A 19,163-nucleotide genomic window follows, 5' to 3' on the forward strand; every position below is an offset into this window, starting at 1 on the left:
TTGGCGTTTTTTTTGGTCTGTCTTTGTGGCTAAAACACAAACCGCCCATCAAACACCGGCTCATCATCCAGCGCCAACACGCCGCTGGAGAAGATCAGGTCCAGATGATGGCTACCCTTCGCGCCACCCCCCAATCCCAGATGCAGCCCGCAATGACGCTCCTCGAACCCGGCATTGCGCGCATACAACGCCTTAACGCCTTCATTTGTGCCAATTCCCAGCTCCTCAATCCGCCGATTGGATGGATTGGCCTCCAGGTACTTGTTGAAGTCATGTTCCAGCCCCGGCACCTCGGTGGCGATTTTGCTGATGGTCGAGTTCTCGATCCACAACTCTAGCGGCGACTCCAGCACCCCGTATTTGCGGGCAAATGGAATGGTGCTGAGAAAAGTCCCCATGAACTTGACCCGGCCGTTAATGGCCTCGCTGTGCGTGGCAATTTCACCAGGCGCCAGATCGAAGTTGCCGACACCGTTGATGTCGGTCCACTTCTTGATACTGCTCAACGGTGTGTCGAACCACGAGCCGTGATCATCTTTGAAACTTAACGTGGTGGCATGGGACATGCGCTGGATCAAGTGGCTGTTCAACCCGGCAATGCGCTGCGGGGTGACACTGAACGTGTCGTAGAAGTAATCGCCATAATCCTTGAACAGCAGCGACTTCTTCCAGTTCTCGGCCATGACGCCTTGCAGCGCGCGGACAAATTCCGGGCCGTCGGGGCGTGGGTTGGGCAGGGTGGAAGAGTCGTAGAAGAAAATGTACAGATCGCTGTCGGCAATAGCCTTGGCCAGCAATTCTGTGGATTCCAGATCCAGTCGCATCGCACTGAAGCTGAACCGTGGGCTGTTGCTGACCTGTTCGGCGATGGCGCCCGTCAGTGCCTGGTAATCAGCCGTGTGGCCGAGCAAGACCTTCGCCGGGTTGATGCCGACAAGGGCAGGGTGATGTGCGAGGTAGTAAAGGAAATGCGAAATGGCGCGTTGCTTATCCATGTAGTCCTCCCTGACAAACCGAGAAAAAGTGGCAGGCACCACCGGCCGGATCGTGCCTGCCGGGATGTCTTACAGAGGCCACATCGCCGTGCCGAACGGAACAACCGCATCGGCTTGCATCATTTCAACGGCGGCTTCATGGGTCGGTGCTTCAAACCAATCGTCCAGTTGCAGTTCAGTTTCCAAGTCTTTTTCAAGTGCTTGCATTGTGAATCTCCTAGATGACTTTTTTGGTAAGTGCTGCGGCGCGTTTTCAATCATTGAATAACCCGCCAACTTGCTGATTGATGCGTCTCAGCAAGTCGCTGAAAACCTAGTTCAGAGATTTTTAAATTGCAAAAAAATAATCAAATAAGATTTGTTTGAACTTTTTATTCTATTTTTAATTAAGAAATTTGTTGATAAAAAACAAAAAACTAACTCGACCTTTTCCTAAGGAAACGTCCTACCGTCAATTTGCAGTCAGCCTACAGCCAGATCTGATTCGGCAAATTTACGTTACGGCATGTAAAGAAATGCTGACGAAATCAAGCCTCAAAGCCCATGGTTTGACGCTTGCGGAAGAGATGTAAGGAAAACCTTCCGCCTAACAGCCAACTAACCCTTGCGCAGGGCTCTGGCCCGCTTGTTTCAGGCGCGGTTGAAGGGTGAGATGCGTCCCATGCCTGTCGTGCAGGTGCATAACAAGAAGGAGGCGCAATGTACGCCGTGACTCATCTCCATCTCTCCCCGTGGAGCGATTTTTCCGTCGCTCCCGTCGATGACCCGCAAAGGTCTGACTCTATTTTTGCAGCCGCCCGAGACCTTCGAGGCGGACACAGGCAATCCCGGCAAATGACACGCTGATCCAGCGGTGTCTGGCGGCAGGGGGTTACAGGTGTACAATGCGCCGCGTTTTAACTGTGACCTCCTGCGCATCTGCGCAAACCTCAAGGCTATCCGCCTTGTTCACTCCGCCGCGCCACAAGCGTGTCGGGTTCGATTTCGTCACAGATAAAAACAAACAGGTGACGCATGACCGTTGTAAAAACGCTGAACTCCTTTTGCCTTCGCTGGGGTTTGATCGGCGCTGCTTGAAATCGCAACCGAGCAGCAACGTCTAACGAACATCATCAAACCTTGCGTGAGACCCTTTTCATGAGTGGACAAAACTCGCATTCAGGCGAGCTGAAACGCGGCCTGAAAAATCGCCATATTCAACTGATCGCCCTCGGTGGCGCGATCGGTACCGGGCTGTTCCTCGGCTCGGCCGGCGTACTGAAATCCGCCGGCCCGTCGATGATCCTCGGCTACGCCATCTGCGGCTTCATTGCTTTCATGATCATGCGCCAGCTCGGCGAAATGATCGTCGAAGAGCCAGTCGCCGGCTCCTTCAGCCACTTCGCCCATAAATACTGGGGCGGTTTCGCCGGCTTTCTGTCGGGCTGGAACTGCTGGATTCTGTACATTCTGGTGGGCATGTCGGAGCTGACCGCGGTCGGCAAATACATCCACTACTGGGCGCCACACATCCCGACCTGGGTCTCGGCAGCCGGCTTCTTCGTCCTGATCAACTTGATCAACCTGGCCAACGTCAAAGTCTTTGGTGAGGCCGAGTTCTGGTTCGCGATCATCAAGGTCGTGGCCATCGTCGGCATGATTGCGCTGGGTAGCTACCTGCTGGTTAGCGGCGACGGCGGCCCGCAAGCGTCGGTGACCAATCTGTGGGCCCACGGCGGCTTCTTCCCGAACGGTGTCAGCGGTCTGGTGATGGCCATGGCGATCATCATGTTCTCTTTCGGCGGCCTGGAAATGCTCGGTTTCACCGCAGCTGAAGCCGACAAGCCGAAAACCGTGATCCCGAAAGCCATCAACCAGGTGATCTACCGGATCCTGATTTTCTACATCGGTGCGTTGGTTATCCTGCTTTCGCTGACGCCATGGGACAGCCTGTTGGCGACTCTGAACGCGTCGGGTGATTCCTACAGCGGCAGCCCGTTCGTGCAGGTGTTCTCGATGCTCGGCAGCGACACCGCTGCGCACATCCTCAACTTCGTGGTCCTGACCGCGGCGCTGTCGGTGTACAACAGCGGCACCTACTGCAACAGCCGCATGCTGCTGGGCATGGCCGAGCAGGGCGATGCGCCGAAAGCCTTGTCGAAGATCGACAAGCGCGGCGTGCCAGTGCGTTCGATCCTTGCTTCGGCGGCGGTGACATTGATTGCCGTATTGCTGAACTACCTGATTCCGCAAAACGCGCTGGAACTGTTGATGTCGTTGGTGGTTGCCACCCTGGTGATCAACTGGGCGATGATCAGCTTCTCGCACTTCAAGTTCCGCCAGCACATGAACAAGACCAAACAAACGCCGTTGTTCAAGGCCCTGTGGTACCCGTACGGGAACTACATCTGTCTGGCGTTCGTAGTGTTCATTCTGGGCGTCATGCTGCTGATTCCGGGGATTCAGATCTCGGTGTATGCGATTCCTGTGTGGGTCGCGTTCATGTGGATTTGCTACGGCATCAAGAACAAGCGCAGCGCCCAACACGCGTTGCAGGCAACAGGCTCCAGCGCGAAGTAAGCGCCGAGCGCAGAAACAACAAACCCGGCCACTGTGCCGGGTTTGTCATTTATGGGGTTCACACAAAACCCCTGTGGGAGCGGCGTGCCGGAGAGCTTATTCGCGGTATCCTGCGCACTCTGAATACGGACGCTTTTCCATGCTGGTGATTTCCAACAACGTGCATCTGCCGGATGCCGAGATCGAGTTGACCGCCATTCGTGCCCAGGGCGCCGGTGGGCAGAACGTTAACAAGGTCTCCAGCGCGGTGCACCTGCGTTTCGACATTCCGGCCTCGTCCTTGCCCGAGTTCTACAAGGAGCGGTTGCTGGCGCTGCGCGACAGTCGCATCACCAGCGAAGGGGTGTTGATCATCAAGGCCCAGCAATACCGCACGCAGGAAGCCAATCGCGCGGATGCACTGGAACGGCTGACCGAGCTGATCCTCAGTGCCACCAAGGTCGAAAAGAAACGTCGTCCGACCAAACCGACCCTCGGTTCGAAGAAGCGTCGGCTGGAGTCAAAGACCAAGCGCGGCAGCATCAAGGCCGGACGTGGCAAGGTCGATTTTTAGCGGGCTTGGCGCTCTTCCCGGTACTTTTCATTGAGATGCTTCGGCGCCTGCCGGTACAAGTAAACACTCAGTGCCAAACCGCTCAGGGCGGCCAGGGCGGCGAACAGGAAGATCGATGCAAAACCAAAGCCTGCCGCAATCGCCCCGGCCAGCGGCCCGGTAATCCCCAGCGACAAATCGATGAACAACGAATAAGCCCCGACTGCCGCGCCACGACTTGAGGCCGGTACCAGGTTGACCGCTTCCACCCCCAGCGCGGGGAACACCAGTGAGAAACCGAACCCGCTTAGCGCCGCACCGGCCAATGCCCAATGAGCGTCCGGCGCCAGCCACAGCAGCAACAGCCCCAGTGTTTCCACCGACAGGCAGGCAATCGCCACGCGAAAGCCGCCGAGGCGGTTGATCAGATTGCCGAACAGCAGGCGCGCACCGATGAAACTGGCGCCGAACAGGCTCAGGCACAGCACCGCGTTGTCCCAGTGTTGCGTGGCGTAATACAGGGTGATGAAGGTGGCGATGGTGCCAAATCCGATGGAGCCCAGCGCCAGGCCGCAACCATGTGGCAGCACGCGCCCCAGCACATGCATGAACGGCAAGCGCTCACCGACCACAATCGGCGCAGCGGTTTTCGGCCAGGCCAGCACCAGACCGAGGACGGCCAGCAACACGATGCTCACGCCCATGCTCCACAAGCCCAGCTGATTCACCAGCAGCACGCCCAGCGGTGCGCCGACCGCCAGTGCGCCATAACTGGCGATGCCGTTCCAGGAAATGACCTTGGCGGTATTCGACGCGCCGACCCGGCCGATGCCCCAGCCGATCGAACCGGAGCCCACCAGGCTTTCCGCGCTGCCGAGCACCAGGCGGCCGATCAACAGGCTGATCAGGCTCAAGGTCGGCAGACTCTGGGTCCAGGCCGAAATCAACATGAACACACCGCTCAAACCGCAACCGGCGAGGCCGTACATCACGGCGAGTTTGCTGCCCTTGTTGTCGATGATTTTCCCGGCATAAGGACGGCTGAGCAGGGTGGCCAGGTATTGCACGCTGATCACCAGGCCGGCGATGACCGCGCCGAAACCCAAATCGCTGTGGACGTAGCCCGGCAACACGGCCAGGGGAATGCCGATATTCAGGTAGCCGATGAAGGTGAACAGGACGATGGAAACGACTTGCAGCGTGACCGCCAGGGGGCGCTGGTTTTCAGACATGGGTAAAGATCCACGGGAAAGCAGGATAGATAGGCTGCTTATGATAGCGGCGCAAGCGGCTGCGGGTCGTGGAAAAAGTAAAACTATTTGCCGGGAGGGGTGAATCAGGGTTTGGCGGGAGCGACCAGGTGCGTGGTGACCAGGGCGGCCAGGGCGTTTTCTTCGCTGCCGAAACGGGCGAGCAGCGCGGCGCGTTTCTCGGGGGACAGGCGATTCCAGATATCGATCATCTTCTCGGTAGTACCGATCAGGACGCTGGCCTGCAGCTCTTCATCAAAAGGAGGGGTGAAGTCGTCGGTCATGGTGGGGCTCAAGGGTTCAGGCGGTGTGGAAAGCGCATGTTAGCGCTTTCCACACGGTCTGGCATTGCAGGTGAATCAGTCTTCGCTGTCGGCCTTGCGGCGTTCAGTGGCTTCTTTTGGCTCGGGCTGTCGGGCACCGGCTTGTTGCGTGGGCGTCTGCTCAGTTTCGTGCAGGCTTGGGAAGGGGAGATTAGGGATCTCGTGCATATCGCGCTCCTCGCAAAGTCTGTTGATAGATCTGGTAGATCCGCGCTTTTAAAAAAGCTTGGGCAGGATACAGCAGTAAAAATGACAATCAGACTTTTATATCCAATTGTTGCGACGGATGGGATTGTCTAGACAGGTCTGCAAGAGGGGGCGACACAGAACAAATGTGGGAGCGGGCTTGCTCGCGAAAGCGGTGTGTCAGGCAACGATGATGTCGACTGACACTCCGCTTTCGTCGGAACGCCGACCGGAGCAAGCCCGCTCCCACAGGGGGACTTGCAGTGCTTGATGGTTATTTGCAGACTTCGGCGATTGCCTCGGCCAGCAAATCAAGGCGTGTGGCATCGATTCCGGCGACGTTCGCCCGACCAGTGCCCACCATGTAAACGCTATGATGATCACGCAGTTGTTTGACCTGGTCCGGCGTCAAACCGGTGTAGGAAAACATCCCGCGCTGCACGCCGATGTGCGCAAAGCGATCGCGCAAACCATGAGGTTCAAGCGCTTCAACCAAACCGCTGCGCAGTTGGGCGATACGCAAACGCATGGCTTCCACTTCGTCGGCCCAGAGGCTTTTCAGCTCTGGATCACCGAGGATGGTCGCTACCACAGCAGCGCCGTGATCCGGCGGTGTCGACCACAGGTTGCGGGCGATGTTGGCCAGTTGGCTGCGGATGTCCACCAGCTTGTCAGCGGTTTTCGCGCAGACAATCAGCGCGCCGGTGCGGTCGCGGTACAGGCCGAAGTTCTTCGAGCAGGAACTGGTGATCAGCACTTCCGGCAACGCGGCAGCGAACAACCGCGTCGACCAGGCATCCTGTTCCAGGCCATCGCCGAAGCCCTGGTAGGCGAAGTCGATCAGTGGCACCAAATCGCGACTGCGCACTACGTCCAGCACTCGGCGCCAATCGTCATGGGACAAATCGAAACCGGTCGGGTTGTGGCAGCAAGCGTGCAGCAGCACTACATCGCCCTTCGGCGCTTCATTGAGTACCGCGAGCATCGCTTCGACGTCGAGGCGGTTATCGCTGCCGACGTACGGGTAATGACTGACCTTGACCCCGGCCGCCGCGAAGATGGTTTCGTGGATCGGCCAGGTCGGGTTGCTCAGCCACACGCCACGGCCCGGAAGGCATTGGGCGATGAAGTCGGCACTCAAGCGCAGCGCGCCGGTGCCGCCCGGCGTTTGCGTCGCGCCGGTCCGTTGTTCGGCGATCAGCGGGGAATCGGCACCCAGCACCAATTCAACGATGGCCTTGCCGAACGCCGGTTCGCCGTGGCCACCGATGTAGGTTTTGGTGGTCTGCCGATCCACCAGGCGCTGCTCGGCGAGCTTCACGGCCTGGGGAATCGGTGTCAGGCCCTGGGCATCTTTATAGACGCCCACGCCGAGGTCGAATTTGCGCGGGTTGGGGTCCTGCGCATAGGCCTCCATCAGGCCGAGAATCGGGTCGCCGGGTACTCGACCGATGGCGTCGAAATGCATTATTTGCGGCCCTCGGCGTCCTTGGCCACTTCGTCAGTGCGCGCGGCCATGATGAAGTCGTTGCGATGCAGGCCCTTGATGGAGTGGCTCCACCAGGTCACGGTGACTTTGCCCCACTCGGTGAGCAGGCCCGGGTGGTGACCTTCAGCCTCGGAGATTTCACCGACGGCGTTGGTGAACGCCAGTGCGTGCTTGAAGTTCTTGAACAGGAAAGTTTTTTCCAGCTGCATCACGCTGTCGCGCACTTCAATGTTCCAGTCCGGGATCTGCTTGATCAGTACCGGCAGTTCTTCGTCGCTGACCTGAGGGGCATCGGCGCGGCAGGCTTCGCAATGGGCTTGGTTCAATGTGGACATGATGGGTTCCTGAAATCGAATTATTGGAATTCGGCCGTCAATTCACCACGCTAAACCAAAGCGTCGGTTCCTGACAGGCTCACTTGATTCTAAAAGCTGCGGATCACGCAGCCTTTGGCGGAAATTTTGGGGTGCGCAAGCCTAGCTGCATGCCTTGCTTGACCATGCCCATGATGTCTTCGTGGGCCAAGTCGAACAGGCGCTTGAGGTTCGGCAAGACAAAGTACAACGGTTGCAGGATGTCGATGCGATACGGCGTGCGCATGCATTCCAGCGGATCGAAGGCCTGATGCTCAGGTTCGTCCGACAGGCAGTAAACGGTTTCTTTCGGCGAGGAGAGAATGCCGCCGCCGTAGATGCGCAGGCCTTCTGGCGTATCGACCATGCCGAACTCGATGGTCATCCAGTACAAACGCGCCAGGTACACGCGTTCTTCCTTGGTAGCCTGTAGGCCGAGTTTGCCGTAGGTGTGGGTGAATTCGGCGAACCAAGGGTTGGTCAGCAGCGGGCAGTGGCCAAAGATCTCGTGGAAAATGTCCGGTTCTTGCAGGTAATCCAGCTCTTCGCGGGTACGAATAAACGTCGCCACCGGAAACTGCTTGTTGGCGAGCAATTCGAAAAAGGTCTGGAAGGGGATCAGTGCGGGTACCCGGGCAACCTGCCACCCGGTGGTTTCACCGAGGACTTTGTTGATTTCACCGAGTTGCGGAATGCGGTCGTGGGGCAGACCGAGTTTTTCGATACCGTCCAGGTATTCCTGGCACGCACGACCCTCGATCACTTTCAGTTGGCGAGTAATCAGCGTGTTCCACACCGCGTGTTCTTCGGCGGGGTAGTCGATAAAACCTTGCGCATCGGGCTCGCGAGCCACGTATTGCGTCTGCTTCATGCTGCTCTCCTGCTAGGGGATTTCGTTCTTGTTATGTCCTGCTATGGACCTAGAAATACCTCAAGAAATGCGGCGTTGCAGCACGTGAGCCGGGCTGTGCGTAGGAAAAATCATCGATTTTTGTAAAGTATTCGTTACGGATCGGCGGCTATGGCGCAGGGATTGAGATTTGCGGGTTTGAAATGGCGTGCAGGTGTCACATAATCTTGACGACTAAGTTGGCGCCTGTGCAGAAAAATCCTTGCTCAGGCCCTCGATCTCTCCTGTTTCGGGCCTTTATATGCGTATCAAAGTCCACTGCCAGAACCGCATCGGCATTCTGCGCGACATTCTCAACCTGCTGGTCGAGTACGGGATCAACGTCGCTCGCGGCGAGGTCGGCGGTGAGCAAGGCAACGCGATCTACCTGCATTGCCCGAACCTGATCAACATTCAGTTTCAGGCATTGCGTCCGAAATTCGAGTCGATTGCCGGGGTCTTCGGCGTCAAGCGCGTAGGGCTGATGCCCAGCGAACGTCGGCACATGGAACTCAATGCGTTGCTCGGCGCCCTGGAGTTTCCGGTGCTGTCGATCGACATGGGCGGCTCGATCGTCGCGGCCAACCGCGCGGCGGCGCAGTTGCTCGGCGTGCGGGTGGATGAGGTGCCGGGGATTCCGCTGTCGCGTTACGCCGAGGATTTCGACTTGCCGGAACTGGTGCGCGCCAACAAGTCACGGATCAATGGCTTGCGGGTGAAGGTGAAGGGCGACGTGTTTCTCGCCGACATCGCGCCACTGCAATCGGAGCATGACGACAGCGAAGCCATGGCCGGCGCGGTACTCACGCTACACCGCGCCGACCGGGTCGGTGAGCGCATCTATAACGTGCGCAAGCAGGAACTGCGAGGTTTCGACAGCATCTTCCAAAGCTCGAAGGTGATGGCCGCGGTGGTGCGCGAAGCCAGACGCATGGCGCCGCTGGATGCGCCGCTATTAATAGAAGGTGAAACCGGTACGGGTAAAGAGTTGTTGGCGCGCGCCTGTCACCTGGCCAGTCCGCGAGGGCAGTCGCCGTTGATGGCGCTCAACTGCGCCGGTCTGCCGGAATCCATGGCTGAGACGGAGTTGTTTGGCTACGGCCCCGGCGCTTTCGAAGGGGCGCGGGCAGAAGGCAAGCTCGGGCTGCTGGAGCTGACGGCGGGCGGTACGCTGTTTCTCGATGGCGTCGGGGAAATGAGCCCGCGCTTACAGGTGAAATTGCTGCGTTTCCTGCAGGACGGTTGCTTCCGTCGTGTGGGCAGTGATGAGGAGGTTTATCTGGATGTGCGGGTGATCTGCGCGACGCAGGTTGACCTGTCGGAATTGTGCGCACGAGGCGAGTTTCGCCAGGATTTGTATCACCGCTTGAACGTGCTTTCGCTGCACATCCCGCCACTGCGTGAATGCCTCGATGGTCTGACGCCTCTGGTGGAACACTTCCTCGATCAGGCCAGTCGGCAGATCGGTTGCCCGCTGCCGAAACTGGCGCCGGCGGCGATGGAGCGGCTCAGTCACTACCATTGGCCGGGCAATGTTCGGCAACTGGAAAACGTATTGTTCCAGGCGGTTTCCTTGTGCGAGGGCGGGACCGTCAAGGCCGAACATATTCGCCTGCCGGACTACGGCGTGCGTCAGCCGCTTGGCGATTTCTCGCTCGAGGGCGGGTTGGACGAGATTGTCGGGCGTTTCGAGAAAGCGGTATTGGAGCGCCTGTATTCCGAGCACCCGAGCAGTCGGCAGCTGGGCAAGCGGTTGGGGGTTTCGCACACCACCATTGCCAACAAGTTGCGTGAGTATGAGGTCGGCAAAGAACCGGGTTGAGATCCAACTGTGGCGAGGGGATTTATCCCCGTTGGGTGGCGAAGCCGCCCCGGTATTCTCTCAGTCACACCGCATCGGGCAGCTTTACGACTGCTTCGCAGCCGAACGGGGATAAATCCCCTCGCCACAGGGTTCTGCCAAGGCTGAGAGTTGCCACTTACCGGCATAACACCGCCGGTTTTTCGTCTTCGACACAATCCTCCAATCCCTCCTGAACCCCTCAAGTCCTTTGTTTGCCGGGCCCTGCGCCGCCAGAAAAAAGTTGGTCTGCAAATTGCTTATGGCTCAGCAGTACAGCAGTGGGCGGCAAACGTCCGGCATGCAGAGGAAAGAGTGTGGACAAGTACCTTTATGTGGCAATGACCGGCGCCAGCCAGAATGCACTGGCGCAGAAGGCTCATGCGAACAACCTGGCGAACATCTCCACCAACGGCTTCCAGAAAGACCTGGAGCAGGCTCGTTCGATGCCGGTGTTTGGTGACAGCTTTCCGGCGCGTGCGTTTGCCCTGTCCGAACGTCCGGCCACCGACTTCTCCCCTGGCGCATTGGTGGAAACCGGTCGCGACCTCGATGTCGCGGTGCAAGGCAATGGCTGGATCGCCGTGCAGAACCCGGACGGCGGTGAAAGCTACGTGCGCACCGGCAGCCTGAACGTCGACGCCCTGGGCGTGCTGCGGGCCGGCAACGGTATGCCGGTGATGGGCAATGGCGGGCCGATTGCCGTGCCGCCCGAGCAGCAAATCGAAGTGGGCGAGGACGGCACCATCAGCATTCGTGCGATGGGCGAAGGTCCTCGCGTGATGGCGGAAGTCGACCGCATCAAGCTGGTTAATCCTGACTTCAAGAACATGACCAAAGGCCTGGACGGTTCGATCCACACCAAGGACGGCAAGCCGGCGCAAGCCGATGCCGACGTCAAACTGGTGTCCGGTTTCCTTGAATCGAGCAACGTCAACGCCGTGGAAGAGATGACCTCGGTGCTGGCCCTGGCCAAGCAGTTCGAGCTGCACATCAAGATGATGAACACCGCCAAAGACGATGACCAGGCCATGGCTCGGGTCTTGCAGATCAGCTAATTATCAGAACGTCGCGCCGTAAAACAGGCGCACGAGGAGAATCGAATGCTTCCGGCTCTATGGGTTGCCAAAACAGGTCTGTCCGCCCAGGACACCAACCTGACGACCATTTCCAACAACCTGGCCAACGTGTCGACCACGGGTTTCAAACGTGACCGCGCCGAGTTCCAGGACTTGCTCTACCAGATCAAACGCCAGCCAGGCGCCCAGTCGACCCAGGACAGTGAACTGCCGTCGGGTCTGCAATTGGGTACCGGTGTGCGCATTATCGGCACCCAGAAAAACTTCACCGCCGGCAGCCTGCAAACCACCGAACAGCCGTTGGACATGGCCATCGACGGTCGCGGATTCTTCCAGATTCTGCAGCCGGATGGCACGACTTCCTACACCCGTGACGGTACGTTCCACCTGGATTCCAACGGTCAGATCGTGAACGCCAGCGGCTTCGCCCTGGAACCGGCCATTGTCATCCCGAACGATGCCCAGACCTTCACGGTCGGTCGCGACGGCACCGTGTCCATCACCGTTGCCGGCAACCCGGCATCCCAGGTGATCGGCAACCTGCAAACCGCCGACTTCATCAACCCGGCCGGTCTGCAGGCTGTGGGCAACAACCTGTTCCTGGAAACCGCTGCCAGCGGCGCGCCGCAAGTCGGCACCCCGGGCCTGGCCGGCTTCGGCACCACGCTGCAGAACACCCTGGAAACCTCCAACGTCAGCACCGTTGAAGAGATGGTCAACATGATCACCACTCAGCGCGCCTACGAGATGAACTCCAAGGTGATCTCCACTGCCGACCAGATGCTCTCGTTCGTAACGCAGAATCTGTAATCAAGTCTATGAGGCGGCCATGAGGCCGCCTGCAACACCGTGAGGTAGGGTCATGAATCGCTATGTATCTGTTCTGGCACTGAGTGGGATCGCCGCGCTTTCGGGTTGCGTCGGTCCGACGCCCAAGCCCAATGACCCTTACTACGCCCCGGTATTGCCGCGTACGCCGTTGCCGGCCGCCGCGAATAACGGCTCGATCTACCAGGCCGGTTTCGAACAGAACCTGTACAGCGACCGCAAGGCGTTCCGGGTCGGTGACATCATCACCATCACCCTGAACGAAAGAACCCAGGCCAGTAAAAACGCCAACTCGCAAGTGGCCAAGAACAGTAAGGCCGGCATTGGCCTGACGTCGCTGTTCGGCACAATCCCTCACGTCAACGATCCATTGGGTGACGGTGACCTGACGCTGAATGCGAGTTACAGCGGCGACCGCGCGACCAAGGGTGACAGCAAGGCCGGGCAGGGCAACAGCCTGACCGGTTCGATCACCGTGACCGTCGCCGACGTCTTGCCCAATGGCATCATTGCCGTGCGCGGCGAGAAGTGGATGACCCTCAATACCGGTGATGAACTGGTACGGATCGCCGGCCTCGTCCGGGCCGATGACATCGCGACCGATAACACGGTTTCGTCAACACGCATCGCCGATGCACGCATCACCTATTCGGGCACCGGTTCGTTTGCCGATGCGAGTCAGCCAGGCTGGTTCGACCGTTTCTTCCTCAGCCCGCTGTTCCCTTTCTAGGTGGCCACGTTGAATTTCAAAAGCCTGATGGTGGCCGCACTGTTGCTGTCTGCGGCCTTCAACGCTCAAGCCGAGCGGCTGAAGGATATCGCCAGTATTTCCGGCGTACGTTCCAACCAATTGATCGGCTACGGCCTGGTGGTCGGGCTTAACGGTACCGGTGACCAGACGACGCAGACGCCGTTCACCCTGCAAACCTTCAACAACATGCTCTCGCAGTTCGGTATCAAGGTGCCGGCCGGTTCGGGCAACGTGCAGTTGAAGAACGTCGCGGCAGTGTCGATCAGTGCTGATTTGCCGGCGTTCGCCAAGCCAGGTCAACAGGTCGACATTACCGTATCGTCCATCGGTAACTCCAAGAGCCTGCGCGGCGGCACCTTGCTGCTGACGCCGCTCAAGGGTATCGACGGCAACGTCTATGCGGTCGCTCAGGGCAACCTGGTGGTCGGCGGTTTTGATGCCGAAGGTCGTGACGGTTCGAAGATCACTGTCAACGTTCCGTCGGCCGGTCGTATCCCGGGCGGTGCGTCGGTGGAGCGTTCGGTGCCGAGCGGTTTCAATCAGGGCAACAGCCTGACCCTGAACCTCAATCGTTCGGACTTCACCACGGCCAAGCGCATCGTCGACAAGATCAACAATATGCTCGGCCCTGGCGTTGCCCAGGCCATCGACGGCGGTTCGATTCGTGTCAGCGCGCCACTCGATCCAAGTCAGCGCGTCGACTATTTGTCGATCATCGAGAACCTTGAAGTCGACCCGGGTCAGGCGGTGGCGAAAGTCATCATCAACTCGCGGACCGGCACCATCGTGATCGGCCAGAACGTCAAGGTTTCCCCGGCCGCCGTGACTCACGGCAGCCTGACCGTGACCATCACCGAAGACCCGATCGTCAGCCAGCCCGGCCCTCTGTCCAATGGGCAGACGGCGGTCGTGCCGCGCTCGCGGGTCAACGCCCAGCAGGAAGCCAAACCGATGTTCAAGTTCGGCCCGGGCACCACCCTCGACGAAATCGTGCGTGCGGTGAACCAGGTCGGCGCGGCACCGGGTGACTTGATGGCGATCCTCGAAGCACTGAAACAGGCCGGCGCGTTGCAAGCCGACCTGATCGTGATCTGAGGACGGCGACCATGGATATGCGCAAGGGCGGATTGGGGGTCAGCAGCAACGATTCGGGTTCCTATTCGGACCTGAATCGCTTGAACCAGCTCAAGGTCGGCGACAAGGACAGTGACGCGAACATGCGCAAGGTTGCGCAGGAATTCGAGTCGCTGTTCCTCGGTGAAATGCTCAAGTCCATGCGCTCGGCCACCGACGCGCTGGGCCAGGACAATCCGCTCAACACGCCCGCAGCCAAGCAATACCAGGAAATGTACGACCAGCAGTTGGCCGTTTCCATGTCCCGCGAGGGGGGTGGTATTGGTCTGGCCGACGTGCTGATGCGTCAGATGTCGAAGAACAAACCGCTGGCTCCGGGCGAGGCTGCTGCTGCGTCAGCCGCCAAGCAAGCTGCCGCGAAAGCCGCCGTGGAAACCCCGATTGCCGCCGGTACGGTCGCCACCAATGGGCCGCTGTCGCGCCTCAATGGCGAGCGTCCGTTGTGGGCTTCGCGCTCGGTGAAGTCGTCGGCCAGTGCGGGCGAGGGCACTCATCGCAATGATATGGCGTTGATCAATCAGCGACGCCTGGCGCTGCCGCCGAAACTGGCCGACCGCTTGCTCGCAGGGCTGGTGCCGTCGGCATCGACCACTGCCGCGACGGCCGCGACGGCGCAGAACAGCATCCAAATGCCGCAGACCACCAAGACCGGTGCCGGTCCTCTGTACAACGGCGATTGGCTGGCTTCGCAAACGGATACGACATCCAGCGGGCGCCTGCAGGTTTATGGTCGTGCCATGGCGCAAATACCGCTGGCGCCGGCGAAGAAAGCGTTCAGTTCCGCCGACGAATTCGTCAACACCATGCTGCCAATGGCCAAGGAGGCCGCCGAGCGCATTGGTGTCGATCCGCGTTACCTGGTGGCGCAGGCCGCCCTGGAAACCGGTTGGGGCAAATCGGTCATGCGTGCTCAGGATGGCAGCAGCAGTCACAACCTGTTCGGCATCAAGGCCAGCAGCAGTTGGAAGGGCGAATCGGCGCGGGCAATCACCAGCGAATTCAGGAATGGCGAGATGGTCAAGGAGACGGCTGAGTTCCGTTCCTATGACTCTTACAAGGACAGCTTCCATGACCTTGTGACGCTGCTGCAAACCAACAATCGCTATCAAGATGTTGTGAAGTCTGCCGATAACCCAGAACAGTTTGTGCGCGAGTTGCAAAAGGCCGGTTACGCAACCGACCCGGACTACGCAAGCAAGATTTCGCAGATAGCCAAGCAGATGACGAGTTACCAGAACTACGCTGCGGCGGGCGCTACCACTACGCCTTTATAGGCATAAGCTATAAGGTCTGAACCATGAGTTTGCTCAATATCGGGATGTCGGGGCTGTCAGCCAGCCAAACGTCGTTGATGACCACGGGTAACAACATCGCCAACGCCGATACCGCGGGTTACTCGCGTCAGCAGACCGTGCAGGGCACCAAAGCCTCGCAGCAGTTCGGCAATGTCTACATTGGCACCGGCACGACGCTGGCCGATGTACGCCGGGTGTACAACAGCTACCTTGACGCCCAACTGCAGACCACCACCTCGCTCAACAGCGATTCGGCGGCGTATCTGGGTCAGGTCACGCCACTGGATACCTTGCTGTCCGACAGCGGCACCGGCCTCAATGGCGCACTGACCAAGTTCTTCGCCTCGGTGCAGAACGTCAACGCCAAGCCGGGCGACGACGCGTCGCGCCAGTTGCTGCTCAGCGATGCCCAGGCCTTGAGCAACCGTTTCAATTCGGTGTCCAGCCAGTTGAACGCGCAAAACGCGAACATCAACGGCAACCTGACGAACATGGCCGATCAGGTCAACAAACTGGCCACCACCGTGGCGCAGTTGAACCAGAAGATTGCCGAGATTTCCAGCTCCGGCGGCATGCCGAACGAGCTGCTCGACGCCCGTAACGAGACCGTACGCCAGCTCTCGACTTTTACCGGCGCGCAGATCGTCGAACGCGAAGGTAACGTCGATATCTATTTGGGCAGCGGCCAGCCGCTGGTCATGGGCAACACTGTCAACAAACTCGAAGTCGTGCCGGGCAAAGACGACCCGAACCGCTTGGCGCTGCAACTCAATCGTGGTTCGAGCACCATCGATATCACGTCGATCATGACCGGTGGCGAAATCGGCGGTTTGCTGCGCTATCGCAGCACCGTGCTCGACCCGGCCATGAACGAACTGGGTCGCGTCGCTCTAGTCGTCGCCGATCAGATGAACAGCATTCAGGCCCAGGGCATCGACAAGAACGGTGACTTCGGTTCGAACCTGTTCAACAGCATCAACAGTGCCGCGCAGATGGCTCAGCGCAGCATCGCCTCCGGCAATAACAGCGTGGGTTCGGGCAACTTCGATGTCAGCATCGAAGACTCCGGCAAGCTGACCATCAACGATTACAAGGTGACGTTCACCAGCGCCACCGACTACACCGTGCAGCGCCTGCCAGACAATTCGTCTATTGGCAGCTACAGCACGCTGACCACACCAGCGCCGGTGATCGACGGTTTCTCGTTGAATCTTACCGGTGGCACCGCGGCTGCAGGCGATACCTTCAAGATCACCCCGACCCGCAATGCGGCCGCCAACATCAAGACCGAGATGACCGACTCCAAACGTCTGGCCATCGCGGCACCGTTGGGTGCGGCTATTGCGGCGAGCGGCAGTGGCAGCGGCACCCTGACGATCCCGGCCAGCGGTCAACCGACCCTGACCACCCAGTTCGATATCTACGACGCGGCGACCACCACCGCGATGCAGAACGGCCTGAAAAACTCCACGCCGACCAAGGTTGTATTTGGTGCGGTGTCCGCCGACGGCACCAGTCAGACCTACCAGTTCCTGGATGCCAAGGGCGGGTTGATCAGCAGCGGCACCATCAAGCCAGGTGAAAGCAACACCCTGAGCCTGAGCATTCCGCTCAAGGACGCCACGGGTGCGCCGATCCCGCCTGCGCCTGCCACTCAGTACACCGCGGCCTTCAGCATGACCATCGCCGGCTCCCCCAGCAACGGCGCCGGGATCAACGTCTCGCTCAGTCAGCCGGGCAGCCTGGACAACCGTAACGGCACCGCACTGGCCGGCTTGCAAACCGCACAGACCGTGGACACCGGCTCCGCCAGCAAAGGTATTTCGCTGAACGACGCTTACGGCAAACTGGTCGAAGGCGTTGGTTCCAAGGCCGCCCAGGGCAAGCTCGACAGCGCCGCGACCGAAGCCATCCTGGCGAACGCCAAAGGTGCGCGCGACTCGCTGTCGGGTGTCGACCTCGACGAGGAAACCGGCAACCTGGTCAAGTATCAGCAGTACTACACCGCCTCTTCGCAGATCATCAAGGCTGCGCAGGAAATCTTCAGCACATTGATCAACAGCATTTAAGGAGTCGTAGTCCATGCGCATTTCTACCGCCCAGTTTTACGAGTCCTCGGCTGCCAATTACCAGAAAAACTTCGCCAACGTGGTCAAGAGCAGCGAAGAGGCGAGCAGCCTGGTTCGCGTGAACACGGCGGCTGATGATCCGGTCGGCGCTTCGCGCTTGCTGCAGTTGGGTCAACAGGCTTCGATGCTCGATCAGTACGCGGCCAATACCAACACCCTCAAGGCGACCCTGGGTACGACCGAGGCGGTGATGACCAGCATCAACAACGTGCTGACCCGCGCCAAGGAATTGGCTGTCAGTGCCGGCAATGCCGGGTACACCGACGCCGATCGCCAGGCCACAGCTTCGGAGTTGGGTCAGATCGAAGAGCAATTGCTGAGTCTGATGAACAGCAAGGACGAGAACGGCAAGTACATCTTCTCCGGCTCGAAGGGTGATACCGCGCCGTTCTCGCGCAACAACGACGGTACCTACAGCTACAACGGCGATCAGGTAACACTGGATCTGGCAATCGGCGACACCATGTCGATGGCAACCAACAGCACCGGTTGGGATGCGTTCCAGCAGGCGATCAATACGAGCCGCAGCCAGGTCACCATGACCGCGCCGGCCGTGGATGACGGCCGCGTCACCCTGTCCAACGGCCAGGTGTCGTCAAACATCACCTACAACAACAAGTTCCGTAGCGGCGAGCCGTACACCGTGGACTTCGTCAGCGGCACCCAGTTGAAAATCACTGACTCGGCCGGCACCGACGTGACCGCCGAAGCCAGTCAGGGCGGCGCGTTCGATCCATCCACCGCAGCGGGTCAGGCGGTCACTTTCCGCGGCGTCGAGCTGACCCTCAATATCAATCTGGGCGTCGGTGATACTGCGGCGACCGTGCTGCCGGGCCACAGCTTTACCCTGGCGGCCAAGCCCGACACCTTCACCGCGACCCGTAGCCCGGGTAACCCGTCGGCGACACAGATCAGCGGCAGCAGCGTCACTAACCCTGCGAGCTACCACGCCAGTTTCCCGAGTGGCTCGGCGATCCTGAAGTTCACCAGCGCCACCGCATTTGACTTGTACGCGGCGCCGTTGACTGCCAGCAGCACACCGGTGTCTTCCGGTTCTGTGGCTGCCGGTGTGGCGACTGCATCGGGCGTTAGTTTTTCGCTGACCGGTGCTCCGGGTGCGGGTGATCAGTTCAGTATTGCGGTGAACACCCACGAAACCCAGAACATTCTGGACACCGTGGGCCAGTTGAAAACTGCGCTGAACACGCCAACCAATGGCAATGCGATCGCAACCCAGAAGCTGCAAGCGTCGCTGGCTGCGGGCAATGCCAACCTGGCCAGCGGCACTGACCAATTGTCCAGCGCGTTGAGTTCGGTGGGGGGGCGTGGCCAAGCCCTGGCCACCCAGAGCGATACCAACCAGAGTCTGATCCTGGCCAATGCCCAGACTCAATCGTCGATCCGAGATTCCGATCCGGCTGAAGTGATGACCCGTCTGACCTTGCAACAAACCATGTTGCAAGCCTCGCAACTGGCCTTCAGCAAGATTGCTCAGCTGGGCTTGTTCAACAAGGTCTGAGTCTGTGCCAGT

18 protein-coding genes are annotated in these 19,163 nt (G+C 59.3%); 10 read left to right on the forward strand and 8 right to left on the reverse strand.

Annotation, left to right across the window (positions count from 1 at the left end; all coding sequences use genetic code 11):
* Positions 1-29: 29 nt before the first annotated feature.
* Positions 30-995 (reverse strand): leucyl aminopeptidase, encoded by a 966-nt coding sequence (locus ACSQ87_RS08590; RefSeq protein WP_223431628.1) that lies wholly within the window; start codon positions 993-995, stop codon positions 30-32.
* A 69-nt stretch (positions 996-1,064) separates the two neighbouring features.
* Positions 1,065-1,202: a hypothetical protein gene (locus ACSQ87_RS08595; protein WP_010461921.1), complete on the reverse strand. Its 138-nt coding sequence runs from the start codon at positions 1,200-1,202 to the stop codon at positions 1,065-1,067.
* 930 nt (positions 1,203-2,132) lie between these two features.
* On the opposite strand from ACSQ87_RS08595, the gene ACSQ87_RS08600 reads away from it, so the two are divergent.
* Positions 2,133-3,554: an amino acid permease gene (locus tag ACSQ87_RS08600; RefSeq protein WP_223431627.1), complete on the forward strand. Its 1,422-nt coding sequence runs from the start codon at positions 2,133-2,135 to the stop codon at positions 3,552-3,554.
* 139 nt (positions 3,555-3,693) lie between these two features.
* Entirely contained in the window at positions 3,694-4,107 is a 414-nt protein-coding gene (gene arfB / locus ACSQ87_RS08605; protein ID WP_008010994.1) for an alternative ribosome rescue aminoacyl-tRNA hydrolase ArfB, read from the forward strand.
* On the opposite strand, the gene ACSQ87_RS08610 is transcribed toward arfB, so the two are convergent.
* The 6 genes from ACSQ87_RS08610 to phhA form a co-directional block, all read right to left on the reverse strand.
* The gene (locus ACSQ87_RS08610; RefSeq protein WP_223431626.1) at positions 4,104-5,318 is read right to left on the reverse strand and encodes an MFS transporter; all 1,215 of its coding nucleotides are present in this window, start codon (positions 5,316-5,318) and stop codon (positions 4,104-4,106) included. The two genes, arfB and ACSQ87_RS08610, sit on opposite strands and share 4 nt — an antisense overlap.
* Before the next feature lie 104 nt (positions 5,319-5,422).
* Complete coding sequence (locus ACSQ87_RS08615) at positions 5,423-5,620, reverse strand: hypothetical protein (RefSeq protein WP_046046420.1); 198 nt, start codon at positions 5,618-5,620, stop codon at positions 5,423-5,425.
* A gap of 75 nt (positions 5,621-5,695) precedes the next feature.
* Positions 5,696-5,827 (reverse strand): hypothetical protein, encoded by a 132-nt coding sequence (locus tag ACSQ87_RS08620; protein ID WP_263288625.1) that lies wholly within the window; start codon positions 5,825-5,827, stop codon positions 5,696-5,698.
* A gap of 292 nt (positions 5,828-6,119) precedes the next feature.
* The gene (locus tag ACSQ87_RS08625; protein WP_263288624.1) at positions 6,120-7,313 is read right to left on the reverse strand and encodes an amino acid aminotransferase; all 1,194 of its coding nucleotides are present in this window, start codon (positions 7,311-7,313) and stop codon (positions 6,120-6,122) included.
* A complete protein-coding gene (locus ACSQ87_RS08630) occupies positions 7,313-7,669 on the reverse strand; it encodes a 4a-hydroxytetrahydrobiopterin dehydratase (protein ID WP_223431625.1) in 357 nt (118 codons plus the stop codon). Before ACSQ87_RS08630 ends, ACSQ87_RS08625 begins: the two co-directional genes overlap by 1 nt.
* A gap of 103 nt (positions 7,670-7,772) precedes the next feature.
* Positions 7,773-8,558 carry a phenylalanine 4-monooxygenase gene (phhA, locus tag ACSQ87_RS08635; protein WP_223431624.1) on the reverse strand — a complete coding sequence of 262 codons (786 nt, stop codon included), beginning with the start codon at positions 8,556-8,558 and terminating at the stop codon, positions 7,773-7,775.
* 280 nt (positions 8,559-8,838) lie between these two features.
* Here phhA and ACSQ87_RS08640 point away from each other — a divergent pair, with 280 nt between their 5' ends.
* The 8 genes from ACSQ87_RS08640 to ACSQ87_RS08675 all read left to right on the forward strand — a co-directional run bounded on the left by ACSQ87_RS08640 (position 8,839) and on the right by ACSQ87_RS08675 (position 19,151).
* Positions 8,839-10,398: a sigma-54-dependent transcriptional regulator gene (locus ACSQ87_RS08640; RefSeq protein WP_223431623.1), complete on the forward strand. Its 1,560-nt coding sequence runs from the start codon at positions 8,839-8,841 to the stop codon at positions 10,396-10,398.
* Positions 10,399-10,733: 335 nt separating this feature from the next.
* Positions 10,734-11,474 carry a flagellar basal body rod protein FlgF gene (locus tag ACSQ87_RS08645; RefSeq protein WP_150655070.1) on the forward strand — a complete coding sequence of 247 codons (741 nt, stop codon included), beginning with the start codon at positions 10,734-10,736 and terminating at the stop codon, positions 11,472-11,474.
* Between the two features lie 45 nt (positions 11,475-11,519).
* Positions 11,520-12,305, forward strand: coding sequence for a flagellar basal-body rod protein FlgG (flgG, locus tag ACSQ87_RS08650; protein ID WP_150655071.1), 786 nt, complete (start codon positions 11,520-11,522; stop codon positions 12,303-12,305).
* Positions 12,306-12,357: 52 nt separating this feature from the next.
* Positions 12,358-13,053 (forward strand): flagellar basal body L-ring protein FlgH, encoded by a 696-nt coding sequence (flgH, locus tag ACSQ87_RS08655; protein ID WP_150655072.1) that lies wholly within the window; start codon positions 12,358-12,360, stop codon positions 13,051-13,053.
* A 27-nt stretch (positions 13,054-13,080) separates the two neighbouring features.
* Positions 13,081-14,169, forward strand: coding sequence for a flagellar basal body P-ring protein FlgI (locus tag ACSQ87_RS08660; protein ID WP_150655399.1), 1,089 nt, complete (start codon positions 13,081-13,083; stop codon positions 14,167-14,169).
* Between the two features lie 11 nt (positions 14,170-14,180).
* On the forward strand, positions 14,181-15,482 hold the full coding sequence (gene flgJ / locus ACSQ87_RS08665; protein ID WP_223431622.1) for a flagellar assembly peptidoglycan hydrolase FlgJ: 1,302 nt from the start codon (positions 14,181-14,183) through the stop codon (positions 15,480-15,482).
* A gap of 23 nt (positions 15,483-15,505) precedes the next feature.
* Complete coding sequence (gene flgK / locus ACSQ87_RS08670) at positions 15,506-17,572, forward strand: flagellar hook-associated protein FlgK (protein WP_223431621.1); 2,067 nt, start codon at positions 15,506-15,508, stop codon at positions 17,570-17,572.
* A gap of 13 nt (positions 17,573-17,585) precedes the next feature.
* Positions 17,586-19,151, forward strand: a complete 1,566-nt coding sequence (locus ACSQ87_RS08675; protein ID WP_223431620.1) for a flagellar hook-associated protein 3 — start codon at positions 17,586-17,588, stop codon at positions 19,149-19,151.
* Positions 19,152-19,163: the final 12 nt, after the last annotated feature.

This window comes from Pseudomonas sp. LjRoot277 (genome assembly GCF_964253845.1).
In the GTDB taxonomy this organism is placed as follows: domain Bacteria; phylum Pseudomonadota; class Gammaproteobacteria; order Pseudomonadales; family Pseudomonadaceae; genus Aquipseudomonas.